This window comes from Bartonella sp. AP57NXGY (assembly GCF_042195805.1).
In the GTDB taxonomy this organism is placed as follows: domain Bacteria; phylum Pseudomonadota; class Alphaproteobacteria; order Rhizobiales; family Rhizobiaceae; genus Bartonella.
Window position 1 is genome coordinate 43,757 of the sequence record NZ_JBHIOZ010000006.1, and the last position, 11,924, is coordinate 55,680.

Genomic DNA, 11,924 nt, shown 5'->3' on the forward strand with positions numbered 1-11,924 from the left:
TTCCGAATCCTATTATTTCACTAAAATAAATTAAATTCACTTTTGATAGATTTCATCTCAAAAGTCAACTCTTTTCATTTATTTCTAAAAAAAAATCTCATGAAAGAAACCCTCTAATCATACGTGTCACTTCAGCAACACCAATCATTCCATCAATAACCTTCAACATTCCCCTCTCTGAATAAAATTTTGATAAGGGAGCTGTTTTTTCACGATATTCTACTAATCTTTTTGCAAAAGCAACAGGATTGTCATCTAAACGAACCTGTCCACCAGTCGCTATTGTTTCCTCAACACGCTTCTTCATACGTTCAATCAACACGTCTTCATCAACACACAATTCAATAACAGCATTAAGCCACATATTTTTTGAATCCAGTATCTGTTGCAACGCTTCTGCTTGCCCCACAGTTCGCGGATATCCATCCAAAACAAAACCGTTTACACAATCAGCTTCATCAATCCGATCTGATACGATTTGATTAACAATACTATCAGGTACCAAAGCACCAGAACTTATAATAGCTTTAGCTTTTTTACCAATCTCCGTTTCTTTGGCAATCACCTCACGCAACATATCCCCTGTTGATAAATGAGGAATGTTATATTCCTCAGTCAACATTTTTGCTTGCGTACCTTTTCCCGCTCCAGGAGGACCTAAAAGAATAACTCTCATCGATTCCTTCTACCTCCACGAAGTTTTGATTTTTTTATCAACCCTTCATATTGGTGGGCAACAAGATGCCCCTGAATTTGAGCAACCGTATCAAGTGTAACAGTAACAACAATCAACAAGGATGTTCCCCCAAGATAAAAAGGAACCTGTAATGCAGATATCATAAATTCAGGTAACAAACAAACCAAGATAATATAAATAGCGCCCACAACAGTAATACGCGTCAAAACGTAATCAATATATTCGGCTGTACGCTCACCTGGACGAATCCCTGGAATAAAACCAGAATGTTTTTTCAACTGATCTGCAGTATCACTTGGATTAAACACAATAGCTGTATAAAAAAAGCAAAAAAACGCCATTAAAAATGCATAAACAATCATATAAAGTGGCTGTCCATGACCAAGAGCATAAGAAATCTCCTGAACCCATTGTGGCATTTTATCAGAAAAATTATTAATAGTGGCAGGTAATAATAATAAAGATGAAGCAAAAATAGGTGGAATAACACCAGCAGTATTCAACTTTAAAGGAAGATGCGACATATCTCCTTGAAACATTTGATTACCGACCTGACGTTTCGGGTATTGGATAAGAATTCGCCGTTGCGCACGCTCTATAAAAACAATAAGCCCAATAACCAAAACAGCAATAAGAACGATTCCTATTAAAAGAAAAGTTGATAAATCAGCCTGACTATGAGCTGTCAAAAGCTGAGCAAAAGTAGAAGGAAAGTTGGCTACAATCCCTGTAAAAATGATAAGAGAAACCCCATTACCAATACCACGTGACGTAATTTGCTCGCCAAGCCACATAAGAAACATCGTTCCGCCAACAAGCGTAATAACAGAAGAAATACGAAACATAAGACCTGGTTCTAAAACAATTTGAAGCCCCGACCCTATACCGCTTTCAAGCGCAACCGCAATACCAAAAGCTTGTAGAATTGCCAATACGACTGTTACATAACGCGTATATTGATTGATAATCTTACGACCTAAATCCCCTTCTTTTTTAAGAGTTTCCAAAGAAGGAATAATAGATGTTAACAATTGCACAATAATAGATGCCGATATATAAGGCATGATACCCAGCGCAAAAATAGCCATACGCCCAACGGCACCTCCAGCAAACATATTAAAGAGTCCTAATACACCCGACGCGTGATGTTCAAATGTTTGCCGCAAAGCATCGATATTGATACCTGGAAGAGAGATGTAAGTGCCAAAACGATATACAAGAAGCGCCAACAGAGTAAACCAGATGCGTTTCTTTAATTCAGTTGCACGAGAAAAGGTGCCGAAATTTATATTGGAAGCAAATTGCTCTGCTGCTGATGCCATAAAACGTCTCCACTTTACACTCCAGTTCTTCAAATCACAGAAGTATAATCCTAAAATTCATATATGCATACACAAACAAATGCAGAACTTAAACAATTCTCCACAAAAGATCCCACAAAACAGATATTATTCTTCTTTAGGTCTCTATTCATATCAAAAAATTATCGAGCAATATCAGGAAGAATAACCTGGCCACCCACTTTTTCAATCTTAACACGAGCAGCTTGTGAAGCACCAGAAACATGAAAGGTAATCTTAGCCTTCAAATCACCATCAGAAAGAAGACGAACCCCATCTTTTTCACGACGAATAATACCAGCCTCTTTCAAAGAAACCATATCAACAGGCTTTTCAATATTCAACTTACCTGCATCAACTGCCAACTGAATACGTCCCAGTGAAACTTCATTGTAGGTTTTAGCAAAGAAATTCCTAAATCCACGTTTTGGCAAACGACGATAGATAGGCATTTGCCCACCTTCAAAACCATTAAGGGAAACACCAGAACGTGACTTTTGCCCTTTTACACCACGACCACCAGTCTTACCCGTACCGGAACCAATACCACGCCCAACACGCTTACGATTTTTTGTTGCGCCTTCGCAATCACGCAGTTCATTGAGTTTCATATCTAATACTCCCGCAACCCTTAACCTTCATCTATAACGCGAACAAGATGCCGAACCCGAGCAATCATACCCCGCACACAAAGTGTATCATCTAAAACGCGCCGACGACGCATTTTATTTAGTCCAAGCCCCTTTAAGGTTGCACGCTGAATCTGTGAGTTTCGAATAGGGCTTCCAATTTGTTCCACCGTCACAGTTTTACCACTCTGAGATTTTTTCTGAACCATTTCCTAATTCCTTTTCTGATAATCTCAGAAACTACCCTTCTAGGTCGACTAAATGGCGACGACGCGCCTGCAAAGTCGAATACTTTATACCACGTTGAGCAGCAATATCTCTAGGATGCATTTGATGTTTCAATGCATCAAATGTTGCACGAACCATGTTATAAGGATTCGACGACCCTAGTGATTTTGCAACGACATCCTGCATACCAAGAGCTTCAAAAATAGCACGCATCGGTCCCCCAGCAATAATACCAGTACCAGCAGAAGCCGAACGTAGCAAAACACGCCCAGCTCCGTGACGACCTTCAAGATCATGATGCAATGTACGCCCAGACCGAAGCGGAACATAAATCATCCCACGTTTCGCAGATTCCGTTGCTTTACGAACGGCTTCTGGAACTTCACGGGCTTTACCATGTCCAAAACCCACACGCCCTTTTTGATCTCCAACGACAACAAGAGCAGCAAAACCAAAACGCCGACCACCCTTTACAACTTTAGCAACACGATTGATATGAACGAGCCTATCGACAAATTCATTATCGCGTTCTTCTCTCTCACCACGTTCTTTTTGTGCCATTCCTCATTCCTTTTTCTTTTCCGGAAGCACGATAACAAAGTCCCTCATCAAACTGGAAGAACTTAAACGAAATACTCTAAACTCTCCTTACTCATTCATAAATAAGAAATTTTAGAAATTCAAACCACCTTCACGAGCAGCTTCAGCTAAAGCTTTGACGCGACCATGGTACACATACGCTCCACGATCAAAAACCACCTCATTAACACCCGCTTTCTTCGCACGCTCAGCAATTAACTTACCAACAGCAAAGGCCGCCTTTTTATCAGCACCACTCTTTAACGATTTTTTCAAATCACTTTCAAGAGTAGAGGCTGAAACAAGTGTACATCCCCGCAAATCATCGATAACTTGAGCATAAATGTTCTGATTTGAACGATAAACACTAAGCCGAGGACGATCATGAGAAACCATTTTAATTCTACGACGAACACGCCTTGCACGACGTTGGATAATGTCCTTAGATGAAACCATAATACAAAATCCTTATTTCTTTTTACCTTCTTTACGGAAGATACGTTCATCTGCATGCTTAACACCTTTACCTTTATAAGGCTCAGGCCTACGATACTCACGAATCTCCGCTGCAACTTGTCCAACTTGCTGTTTATCAATTCCAGAAACAACAATTTCCGTTGGCTTAGGAACAGTCACAGTAACACCCGACGGAACTTTATAAACCACATCATGCGAAAAGCCCAGAGATAGTTGAACATCCTTACCCTGCAAAGCAGCACGATAACCAACCCCATTAATCTCCAACCTCTTTTCAAAACCATCTTTCACACCACAAAAAATGTTCTCAATCATTGAGCGCGACATACCCCATTTAGAACGCGCATCTTTTGACTGATCCCGCGGCATAACTGATATGATATTCTCCTCAAGTTTGACTAAGACTTCATCATTGACGACGTAACTCAGCTCACCTTTTGGACCTTTTGCCTTAACCAGCTGTCCTTCAACAGTAGCAGTAACTCCAGAAGGAATTGAAATGGGTTTCTTTCCAATACGAGACATTGTTCTAACCTACTTTTTCTTCCGTTTTCTTGACATAACTTAGAAAACACGACAAAGGAGTTCTCCACCAACATTCTGTTCACGCGCCTCATGATCTGCCATGACGCCTTTAGGAGTCGATAAAATCGAAATACCAAGGCCATTTGCCACCTGAGGAAGTGACTTAGCAGAAACATACACACGACGCCCTGGCTTTGATACACGTGAAATCTCACGAATAGCAGCCAGCCCTTCAAAATACTTCAATTCGATTTCAATTTCAGCTTTCCCATCACCTAAATCAATTCGATTATATCCGCGAATATAACCTTCCGACTGAAGAACATCAAGAACGTGCGCACGAAGCTTCGAAGCTGGAGTAACTACTTTACCTTTTTTACGACCAAGTGCATTACGAATACGTGTTAGCATATCACCAAGAGGATCTGACATAGACATTAAATAATCTCCTCTTACCAACTAGACTTTACAATACCAGGAATATAGCCAATAGAGCCAAGCTCACGCAACGCAATTCGCGACATTTTTAATTTACGATAATAAGCCCTCGGACGACCTGAAACCTCACAGCGATTACGAATACGAACTTTCGAAGAATTACGCGGCAACTCTGCCAACTGAACAGAAGCTTTAAAACGTTCTTCAAGAGAAACCTTCTGATCCATAACTATTGCTTTCAAACGTGCACGACGGGCAGCATAGCGCTTTACCATCACCTCACGACGCTTATTTTTTTCAACGGCACTTACTTTGGCCATAATTTCACCTCACTACGTTTGCCGTTACGAACGAAAAGGAAAATTAAAAGCACGCAATAACTCACGAGCTTCATCATCCGTTTTTGCTGTCGTACAAACGATAATATCCATACCCCAAATTTGATCAACTTTATCATAGTTGATTTCTGGAAACACAATGTGTTCTTTAATACCCATAGCAAAATTGCCACGACCATCAAAACTCTTTGGATTTAAACCACGAAAGTCACGAACCCGCGGAAGAGCAATCGTCACAAGACGATCTAAAAACTCAAACATACGATCTTTACGCAATGTAACTTTAGCCCCAAGAGGCATTCCTTCACGAACCTTAAAGGTCGCAATAGAATTACGCGCACGCGTAACAACAGCCTTCTGACCCGTTATTAGCCCTAAATCCTCAGCGGCAAGGGAAGGTTTCTTCGAATCAGCAGTTGCTTCACCTATCCCCATATTTATTACAACTTTATCAATCCGCGGAATTTGCATCACATTTCTGTAATTAAACTTCTCTTGAAGCACTTTACGAATCACTTCAAAATAATGCGCTTTCATACGCGGTATTTGTCTTTCCTCAGCCATTAATCAACTCTCCCGAACGCTTGGCAAAACGAACTTTATTACCATCTGCATTCATACGAAAGCCTACACGTGTAGGCTTACCATCTTTAGGATCAGCAATCGCCAAATTAGACAGATGAATCGGAGCTTCTTTAGAAATAATTCCAGCTTCTTGCTTCTGCGTTTGACGTTGATGACGTTTAATCATATTAATCCCACGAACAAAAGCCTTATTCTCTTTTGGACTAACCTTAATTACTTCACCACTACATCCTTTATCCTTACCGGACAAAACAACAATTTTATCACCTTTTCGAATCTTTTGCATAACATTTACTCCTTACAGAACTTCAGGAGCAAGCGAGATGATCTTCATATGATTCCTACCACGCAATTCACGGGGAACAGGTCCAAAGATACGAGTACCGATCGGCTCTTTTTTATTATCTACTAAAACCGCAGCATTACTATCAAAACGAATGACACTACCATCTGCGCGACGAATATCCTTAGCAGTACGAACCACAACAGCTTTCATAACATCACCTTTTTTAACACGGCCACGAGGAATTGCATCCTTAACCGAAACAACAATAATGTCACCGACCGAAGCATATTTCCGCTTTGAACCGCCTAACACTTTGATGCACATGACACGACGCGCTCCAGAATTATCAGCAACGTCAAGGTTTGTTTGCATCTGAATCATGACTGGCCACCTTCTCTTAACACATATATCCGATTGTATCTTTTACACACTCGGATTTGCCTGCCAAATAACGATAAAGTTATCGCCTTCAAATTTATCAATGATAACCACACTGTTAAATTCTAAAACAATAAGCTTAACTCATTACGCTACATTGTCTTTTACAACAATCCAACATTTATCTTTCGAAATTGGTCTAGATTCTTGAATAGAAACTTGATCCCCAATCTTGAATTGGTTGTTTTCGTCATGCGCTTTATAATTTTTAGACTGCCGAACAGTCTTCTTAAGAAGCGGATGAGAATAACGGCGTTCAACTTTGACAACAACAGTCTTATCACTTTTGTCGCTAATAACAACACCCTGCAAAACGCGTTTAGGCATCTCTTATTTCCTTAAACCTTACTTTCACTTATCTTTTGACGAAGAAAAGTTTTAATACGCGCAATATCACGACGAACTTGTCTAACGCGCGCAGTCTTTTCTAATTGACCTGTTGCTTTTTGAAAACGCAAATTAAATTGCTCTTTCTTTAACTTAGCCAATTCATCTTTCATTTGGTCGAGCGTTTGCGCCCGTAATTCTGTGGCTCTCATCGCTTAACCTCATTATTCAGCAATACGCTGGATGAAACGCGTTTTTATAGGCAACTTTGCAGCACCCAATCTTAGTGCTTCACGTGCAACATCCTCCGGAACTCCATCAAGCTCAAACATGACGCGCCCAGGAGCAACACGTGCAGCCCAATAATCAACACTTCCCTTACCTTTACCCATACGAACTTCAGTCGGTTTAGATGTAACCGGAAGATCTGGAAAAATGCGAATCCACACACGACCAGAACGCTTCATATAACGTGTAATCGCACGACGCGCCGCTTCAATTTGACGAGCAGTAACCCGCTCCGGCTCAACAGCCTTCAAACCGTAGGCACCGAAATTCAAATCCGTACCACCCTTCGCAAAACCGTGAATACGGCCTTTGAACTGTTTACGGAACTTTGTGCGCTTTGGCTGCAACATTGTTCTCTACTCCAAATTTTAGTTCAATCTCAAAAACTAAGCATTTTCGCGGCGACGATTCGATGAAGAACCAGATTGATCAGCTTCCGTAGCACGACGTTCTGAAGCCATCGGATCATGCTCAAGAATCTCACCCTTAAAGACCCAAACTTTAATACCACAAATACCATAAGCGGTCTTAGCTTCTGCTGTACCGTAATCAACATCAGAACGCAAGGTATGAAGTGGAACACGACCTTCACGATACCATTCCATACGAGCAATTTCAGCACCACCAAGACGGCCAGAACAATTGATACGAATACCTTCCGCACCAAGACGCATAGCAGACTGAACAGCACGCTTCATTGCACGACGAAAAGCAACACGACGCTCTAACTGTTGAGCAATTGATTGCGCAATAATTGTCGCATCAATCTCCGGTTTACGAATCTCCACAATATTCAATGAAGTTTCAGCATCCGTCATTTCTGAGAGCTTACGACGAAGCTTTTCGATATCAGCACCCTTTTTACCAATAATCAAACCAGGACGTGCAGAATGAATTGTAATACGACACTTTTTATGAGGACGCTCAATAACAACCTTAGAAATAGCCGCCTGTTTAAGTTCCTCAAGCACATATGAACGAATTTTCAAATCTTCATGAAGAAGGCGCCCATATTCACCACTATCAGCATACCAACGAGAGTCCCAAGTCCGATTAACACCAAGACGAAGTCCTATTGGATTGATCTTCTGCCCCATTACGCGGCCTCCACTTTTTCGGTAACTTCACGAACAATAACAGTAAGATGCGAAAATGGACGTTCAATTCTACTAGCACGCCCTCGACCACGAACATGAAAGCGCTTCATCACTATCGACTTACCAACATAAGCTTCCGCCACAACAAGCGAATCAATATCAAGATCGTGGTTATTTTCTGCATTTGCAATTGCTGATTCAAGCGTTTTTTTCACAGTAGCAGCAATTCGCTTGCGTGAAAACATCAAATCAGCGAGCGCTACATTAACTCTTTTACCACGAATCATTGCAGCAACTAAATTAAGCTTCTGCGGACTAACACGAATTGTCCGCGTGACAGCTCTTGCTTCATTATCTTTAAGCTGGCGCGAAACTTTAGCTTTTCCCATTCCTACTTCCTCTTCGCTTTCTTATCGGCACCATGACCATAATAAGTCCGGGTAGGAGCGAACTCACCAAACTTATGCCCAACCATCTCTTCAGAAACAGAAACAGGAATATGCTTATTACCGTTGTAAACACCAAAAGTTAAACCAACAAATTGCGGTAAAATAGTAGAGCGACGACTCCATATTTTTATAACTTCGTTGCGCCCACTTGCACGTACCTTCTCTGCTTTACCAAGAAGATAGCCGTCAACAAACGGACCTTTCCACACTGAACGAACCACCTCAGACTACCTTTCTCATTTCTTGCGTTGATGACGCGTACGCATAATAAATTTATCAGTGGCTTTATTGGAGCGCGTACGCTTACCTTTCGTAGGTTTACCCCAGGGAGAAACTGGATGGCGCCCCCCCGATGTACGACCTTCACCACCACCGTGTGGATGATCAACGGGGTTCATAGCAACACCACGAACATGTGGACGTTTACCACGCCAACGTGACCGCCCCGCCTTACCATCATTAATATTCCCATGATCAGGATTTGAAACAGCGCCAACAGTTGCAAAACAGCTACTCGGAACCAAACGCTGCTCACCAGAATTTAAACGAAGAATAGCCATACCATGATCTCGTCCAACCAACTGCGCATAAGCACCTGCTGAACGTGCAATCTGTCCGCCTTTCCCTGGCTTCATCTCAACATTATGAATAATTGTACCTACAGGCATATTAGCAAGAGGCATAGCATTACCTGGTTTAACATCCACATTTAAACCAGCCATAACAGAATCACCAACACCAAGACGCTGTGGTGCAAGAATATAACTCAATTGCCCATCCTCATAGCGGATTAAAGCAATAAAAGCGGTACGATTAGGATCGTATTCTAAACGCTCAACCTTTGCTGAAACATCACGTTTAAGACGCTTAAAGTCGACAAACCGATAACTACGTTTATGTCCACCACCCTGAAAACGAGCAGTAACACGACCGCGATTATTACGTCCACCCTTTGAAGACAAACCTTCAGTTAACATCTTTACAGGTTTTCCCTTATAAAGACAAGAACGTTCCACAATAACAAGCTGACGCTGCCCAGGTGTCGTTGGATTAAACTGCTTAAGTGCCATTATTCCTATCTCCGAGCCTCTTAAAGACCTGTCGAAACGTCGATAGTCTGACCACTGGCCAGAGTTACGATCGCTTTTTTGACATCACTCTGCCGACCAACTATACCTTTGAAACGCTTCACTTTACCCTTACGGACTATCGTGTTAACTGCTTTAACTTTTACGCTAAAAAGCGCTTCAATAGCAGCCTTAATCTCAGGCTTCGTCGCTTTCGGCGCGACATTAAAAGCAACTTGATTATATTCAGAAATCATAGTCGCCTTTTCAGTAATAACTGGACTAATAATTATATCATAATGGCGAAGATCTGTCATTTAAAACGCTCCTCAAGAGCCTCAACAGCTGCTTTTGATAAAACAAGTTTGCTGCGACGCAAAATATCATAAACATTAATTCCCTGAATAGGCAAAATGTCAATATTAGGGATATTAGAGGCTGCACGAAAAAAGTTAATATCAATCTCTTTACCACCAATCAAGAGAGCGTTATTAAATCCAAGCTTAGAAAAATGAGAAACAAGCATTTTCGTTTTAGCATCCTTAACAGTCAACTCATCCACAATAATTAAATCTTTTGCTTTTAATTTTGCAGATAAAGCAAGACGTAACCCAAGAGCACGAATCTTTTTAGGAAGATCATGCGCATGGCTACGAACCACCGGTCCATGTGCCTTACCCCCACCCCTGAACTGCGGTGCACGTGCAGATGAATGTCGAGCACGCCCAGTTCCTTTCTGTTTAAACATTTTTGCCCCTGTTCGCGACACATCAGAACGACCTTGGGACTGATGACTTCCCTGCTGACGACGTGCAAGCTGCCAACGAACAACACGTTGCAAAATATCCTCACGCGGAACAAGATCAAAAATAGCTTCAGAAACCTTTAATTTGCCAGCTTCATTACCATCAAGAGTTTTAATTACAAGATCCATTATTAGGCTCCCTCAACCTCAGAGGTTTCCGTCACCGGAGTAACCATTTCCGCTTTCTCCTTCACAAGACGGCGAATACCAGCAGGCTTTGGAGCATTATCAGGAAGACGCTTCTTCACAGCATCCCGTATCAAAATCCAAGAACCTTTAGAACCAGAAACAGCACCACGCACTAAAATTAAACCACGCTCACTATCAGTGGAAATAACTTCAATATTCTGTGTTGTTACACGCACTTGCCCCATATGTCCGGCCATTTTTTTGCCTTTAAAAACTTTACCAGGATCTTGGCACTGCCCTGTAGAACCATGAGCACGATGTGTGATCGAATTACCATGGGAAGCACGATGCCCACCAAAGTTATGTCGTTTCATAACACCAGCAAACCCCTTACCAATACTGGTACCAGTCACATCAACTCTTTGCCCTGGAACAAAATGTTCCACTGTAATCTCAGTACCAACATCAAGAAGATTGTCGGGACTCACACGAAACTCTGCTATTTTGGCTTTAGGCTCAACAGAAGCCTTAGCAAAATGTCCACGAAGAGCTTGTGAAGTATTCTTAACCTTAGCAAAGCCTACACCTAATTGAACAGCAGTATAACCATTCTTTTCAACTGTACGCTGAGCAACGACTTGACAATTCTCCAAACGAAGTACCGTCACCGGCACATGCTCACCAGCATCATTATAAATACGGGTCATGCCCAGCTTCTGTGCTATTACACCTGAACGCATCGGGTCTGTTCCTTCTGTCCTCAAACCTCAGAGCTTAATTTCTACATCCACACCAGCAGAAAGATCGAGCTTCATAAGCGCATCCACTGTTTGCGGCGTTGGATCAACAATGTCAAGAAGACGCTTATGTGTTCGCATCTCAAACTGCTCACGACTTTTCTTATCGATATGCGGTCCACGATTGACCGTAAACTTCTCAATCCGCGTCGGAAGCGGAATGGGACCACGGACATTTGCACCGGTACGTTTAGCAGTCGATACAATCTCACGCGTCGACGTATCAAGAATTCTATGATCAAACGCTTTCAAGCGAATGCGAATATTCTGACTGTTCATGCTCTTTATTTCCCTGTTATACAAAGTGCCTTCAATAATCAAAGCACTCAACAAGCATTATTTATTCAATGATCTTAGAGACGATACCGGCACCAACAGTACGACCACCTTCACGAATAGCAAAAC

At 41.7% G+C, this 11,924-nt stretch carries 23 protein-coding genes and 1 pseudogene; all 24 read right to left on the reverse strand.

Annotation, left to right across the window (positions count from 1 at the left end; genetic code table 11):
• Nucleotides 1-97 precede the first annotated feature (97 nt).
• Nucleotides 98-676, reverse strand: coding sequence for an adenylate kinase (locus ACFIL8_RS01920; protein WP_375613140.1), 579 nt, complete (start codon nt 674-676; stop codon nt 98-100).
• Complete coding sequence (gene secY / locus ACFIL8_RS01925) at nt 673-2,019, reverse strand: preprotein translocase subunit SecY (RefSeq protein ID WP_375611483.1); 1,347 nt, start codon at nt 2,017-2,019, stop codon at nt 673-675. Before secY ends, ACFIL8_RS01920 begins: the two co-directional genes overlap by 4 nt.
• A gap of 161 nt (nt 2,020-2,180) precedes the next feature.
• The gene (gene rplO, locus ACFIL8_RS01930) at nt 2,181-2,648 is read right to left on the reverse strand and encodes a 50S ribosomal protein L15 (protein WP_375613141.1); all 468 of its coding nucleotides are present in this window, start codon (nt 2,646-2,648) and stop codon (nt 2,181-2,183) included.
• Nucleotides 2,649-2,668: 20 nt separating this feature from the next.
• A complete protein-coding gene (gene rpmD / locus ACFIL8_RS01935) occupies nt 2,669-2,875 on the reverse strand; it encodes a 50S ribosomal protein L30 (RefSeq protein WP_375611481.1) in 207 nt (68 codons plus the stop codon).
• 31 nt (nt 2,876-2,906) lie between these two features.
• On the reverse strand, nt 2,907-3,455 hold the full coding sequence (gene rpsE, locus ACFIL8_RS01940) for a 30S ribosomal protein S5 (RefSeq protein ID WP_015856574.1): 549 nt from the start codon (nt 3,453-3,455) through the stop codon (nt 2,907-2,909).
• Nucleotides 3,456-3,566: 111 nt separating this feature from the next.
• Entirely contained in the window at nt 3,567-3,929 is a 363-nt protein-coding gene (gene rplR, locus ACFIL8_RS01945) for a 50S ribosomal protein L18 (RefSeq protein ID WP_273791414.1), read from the reverse strand.
• Nucleotides 3,930-3,941: 12 nt separating this feature from the next.
• The gene (rplF, locus tag ACFIL8_RS01950; protein WP_273791413.1) at nt 3,942-4,475 is read right to left on the reverse strand and encodes a 50S ribosomal protein L6; all 534 of its coding nucleotides are present in this window, start codon (nt 4,473-4,475) and stop codon (nt 3,942-3,944) included.
• 39 nt (nt 4,476-4,514) lie between these two features.
• Complete coding sequence (gene rpsH / locus ACFIL8_RS01955) at nt 4,515-4,913, reverse strand: 30S ribosomal protein S8 (RefSeq protein ID WP_375613142.1); 399 nt, start codon at nt 4,911-4,913, stop codon at nt 4,515-4,517.
• A gap of 14 nt (nt 4,914-4,927) precedes the next feature.
• Nucleotides 4,928-5,233, reverse strand: a complete 306-nt coding sequence (rpsN, locus tag ACFIL8_RS01960) for a 30S ribosomal protein S14 (RefSeq protein WP_273791412.1) — start codon at nt 5,231-5,233, stop codon at nt 4,928-4,930.
• A gap of 24 nt (nt 5,234-5,257) precedes the next feature.
• Entirely contained in the window at nt 5,258-5,815 is a 558-nt protein-coding gene (gene rplE, locus ACFIL8_RS01965) for a 50S ribosomal protein L5 (protein ID WP_375613143.1), read from the reverse strand.
• Nucleotides 5,808-6,122: a 50S ribosomal protein L24 gene (rplX, locus tag ACFIL8_RS01970; protein ID WP_375688806.1), complete on the reverse strand. Its 315-nt coding sequence runs from the start codon at nt 6,120-6,122 to the stop codon at nt 5,808-5,810. The genes rplE and rplX overlap by 8 nt, the downstream gene beginning before the upstream one ends.
• Before the next feature lie 12 nt (nt 6,123-6,134).
• Nucleotides 6,135-6,503 (reverse strand): 50S ribosomal protein L14, encoded by a 369-nt coding sequence (gene rplN, locus ACFIL8_RS01975; RefSeq protein WP_004855715.1) that lies wholly within the window; start codon nt 6,501-6,503, stop codon nt 6,135-6,137.
• A 144-nt stretch (nt 6,504-6,647) separates the two neighbouring features.
• A complete protein-coding gene (rpsQ, locus tag ACFIL8_RS01980; protein ID WP_012231991.1) occupies nt 6,648-6,887 on the reverse strand; it encodes a 30S ribosomal protein S17 in 240 nt (79 codons plus the stop codon).
• An 11-nt stretch (nt 6,888-6,898) separates the two neighbouring features.
• Nucleotides 6,899-7,099, reverse strand: coding sequence for a 50S ribosomal protein L29 (rpmC, locus tag ACFIL8_RS01985; protein WP_375606714.1), 201 nt, complete (start codon nt 7,097-7,099; stop codon nt 6,899-6,901).
• Between the two features lie 12 nt (nt 7,100-7,111).
• Nucleotides 7,112-7,525, reverse strand: coding sequence for a 50S ribosomal protein L16 (rplP, locus tag ACFIL8_RS01990; RefSeq protein WP_375611475.1), 414 nt, complete (start codon nt 7,523-7,525; stop codon nt 7,112-7,114).
• Between the two features lie 36 nt (nt 7,526-7,561).
• Entirely contained in the window at nt 7,562-8,272 is a 711-nt protein-coding gene (gene rpsC / locus ACFIL8_RS01995) for a 30S ribosomal protein S3 (RefSeq protein ID WP_273791408.1), read from the reverse strand.
• Nucleotides 8,272-8,661, reverse strand: coding sequence for a 50S ribosomal protein L22 (gene rplV / locus ACFIL8_RS02000; protein WP_273791407.1), 390 nt, complete (start codon nt 8,659-8,661; stop codon nt 8,272-8,274). Before rplV ends, rpsC begins: the two co-directional genes overlap by 1 nt.
• 2 nt (nt 8,662-8,663) lie before the next feature.
• Complete coding sequence (rpsS, locus tag ACFIL8_RS02005) at nt 8,664-8,942, reverse strand: 30S ribosomal protein S19 (protein WP_004855734.1); 279 nt, start codon at nt 8,940-8,942, stop codon at nt 8,664-8,666.
• Between the two features lie 15 nt (nt 8,943-8,957).
• Nucleotides 8,958-9,791 carry a 50S ribosomal protein L2 gene (rplB, locus tag ACFIL8_RS02010; RefSeq protein ID WP_375611474.1) on the reverse strand — a complete coding sequence of 278 codons (834 nt, stop codon included), beginning with the start codon at nt 9,789-9,791 and terminating at the stop codon, nt 8,958-8,960.
• A gap of 20 nt (nt 9,792-9,811) precedes the next feature.
• Nucleotides 9,812-10,105, reverse strand: a complete 294-nt coding sequence (locus ACFIL8_RS02015) for a 50S ribosomal protein L23 (protein WP_273723987.1) — start codon at nt 10,103-10,105, stop codon at nt 9,812-9,814.
• Nucleotides 10,102-10,722 (reverse strand): 50S ribosomal protein L4, encoded by a 621-nt coding sequence (rplD, locus tag ACFIL8_RS02020; protein ID WP_273791405.1) that lies wholly within the window; start codon nt 10,720-10,722, stop codon nt 10,102-10,104. The genes ACFIL8_RS02015 and rplD overlap by 4 nt, the downstream gene beginning before the upstream one ends.
• A 2-nt stretch (nt 10,723-10,724) precedes the next feature.
• Nucleotides 10,725-11,462, reverse strand: a complete 738-nt coding sequence (gene rplC, locus ACFIL8_RS02025) for a 50S ribosomal protein L3 (protein ID WP_273791404.1) — start codon at nt 11,460-11,462, stop codon at nt 10,725-10,727.
• A gap of 27 nt (nt 11,463-11,489) precedes the next feature.
• Nucleotides 11,490-11,798, reverse strand: a complete 309-nt coding sequence (gene rpsJ / locus ACFIL8_RS02030; RefSeq protein WP_005773267.1) for a 30S ribosomal protein S10 — start codon at nt 11,796-11,798, stop codon at nt 11,490-11,492.
• Nucleotides 11,799-11,859: 61 nt separating this feature from the next.
• Nucleotides 11,860-11,924, reverse strand: a pseudogene (locus ACFIL8_RS02035) (elongation factor Tu); the annotation flags it as partial.

Coding starts and splice junctions, on each gene's coding strand:
- ACFIL8_RS01920 (WP_375613140.1), bottom strand. CDS start 676: ATGAGAGTTATTCTTTTAGGTCCTCCTGGAGCGGGAAAAGGTACGCAA.
- secY (WP_375611483.1), bottom strand. CDS start 2,019: ATGGCATCAGCAGCAGAGCAATTTGCTTCCAATATAAATTTCGGCACC.
- rplO (WP_375613141.1), bottom strand. CDS start 2,648: ATGAAACTCAATGAACTGCGTGATTGCGAAGGCGCAACAAAAAATCGT.
- rpmD (WP_375611481.1), bottom strand. CDS start 2,875: ATGGTTCAGAAAAAATCTCAGAGTGGTAAAACTGTGACGGTGGAACAA.
- rpsE (WP_015856574.1), bottom strand. CDS start 3,455: ATGGCACAAAAAGAACGTGGTGAGAGAGAAGAACGCGATAATGAATTT.
- rplR (WP_273791414.1), bottom strand. CDS start 3,929: ATGGTTTCATCTAAGGACATTATCCAACGTCGTGCAAGGCGTGTTCGT.
- rplF (WP_273791413.1), bottom strand. CDS start 4,475: ATGTCTCGTATTGGAAAGAAACCCATTTCAATTCCTTCTGGAGTTACT.
- rpsH (WP_375613142.1), bottom strand. CDS start 4,913: ATGTCTATGTCAGATCCTCTTGGTGATATGCTAACACGTATTCGTAAT.
- rpsN (WP_273791412.1), bottom strand. CDS start 5,233: ATGGCCAAAGTAAGTGCCGTTGAAAAAAATAAGCGTCGTGAGGTGATG.
- rplE (WP_375613143.1), bottom strand. CDS start 5,815: ATGGCTGAGGAAAGACAAATACCGCGTATGAAAGCGCATTATTTTGAA.
- rplX (WP_375688806.1), bottom strand. CDS start 6,122: ATGCAAAAGATTCGAAAAGGTGATAAAATTGTTGTTTTGTCCGGTAAG.
- rplN (WP_004855715.1), bottom strand. CDS start 6,503: ATGATTCAGATGCAAACAAACCTTGACGTTGCTGATAATTCTGGAGCG.
- rpsQ (WP_012231991.1), bottom strand. CDS start 6,887: ATGCCTAAACGCGTTTTGCAGGGTGTTGTTATTAGCGACAAAAGTGAT.
- rpmC (WP_375606714.1), bottom strand. CDS start 7,099: ATGAGAGCCACAGAATTACGGGCGCAAACGCTCGACCAAATGAAAGAT.
- rplP (WP_375611475.1), bottom strand. CDS start 7,525: ATGTTGCAGCCAAAGCGCACAAAGTTCCGTAAACAGTTCAAAGGCCGT.
- rpsC (WP_273791408.1), bottom strand. CDS start 8,272: ATGGGGCAGAAGATCAATCCAATAGGACTTCGTCTTGGTGTTAATCGG.
- rplV (WP_273791407.1), bottom strand. CDS start 8,661: ATGGGAAAAGCTAAAGTTTCGCGCCAGCTTAAAGATAATGAAGCAAGA.
- rplB (WP_375611474.1), bottom strand. CDS start 9,791: ATGGCACTTAAGCAGTTTAATCCAACGACACCTGGGCAGCGTCAGCTT.
- ACFIL8_RS02015 (WP_273723987.1), bottom strand. CDS start 10,105: ATGACAGATCTTCGCCATTATGATATAATTATTAGTCCAGTTATTACT.
- rplD (WP_273791405.1), bottom strand. CDS start 10,722: ATGGATCTTGTAATTAAAACTCTTGATGGTAATGAAGCTGGCAAATTA.
- rplC (WP_273791404.1), bottom strand. CDS start 11,462: ATGCGTTCAGGTGTAATAGCACAGAAGCTGGGCATGACCCGTATTTAT.
- rpsJ (WP_005773267.1), bottom strand. CDS start 11,798: ATGAACAGTCAGAATATTCGCATTCGCTTGAAAGCGTTTGATCATAGA.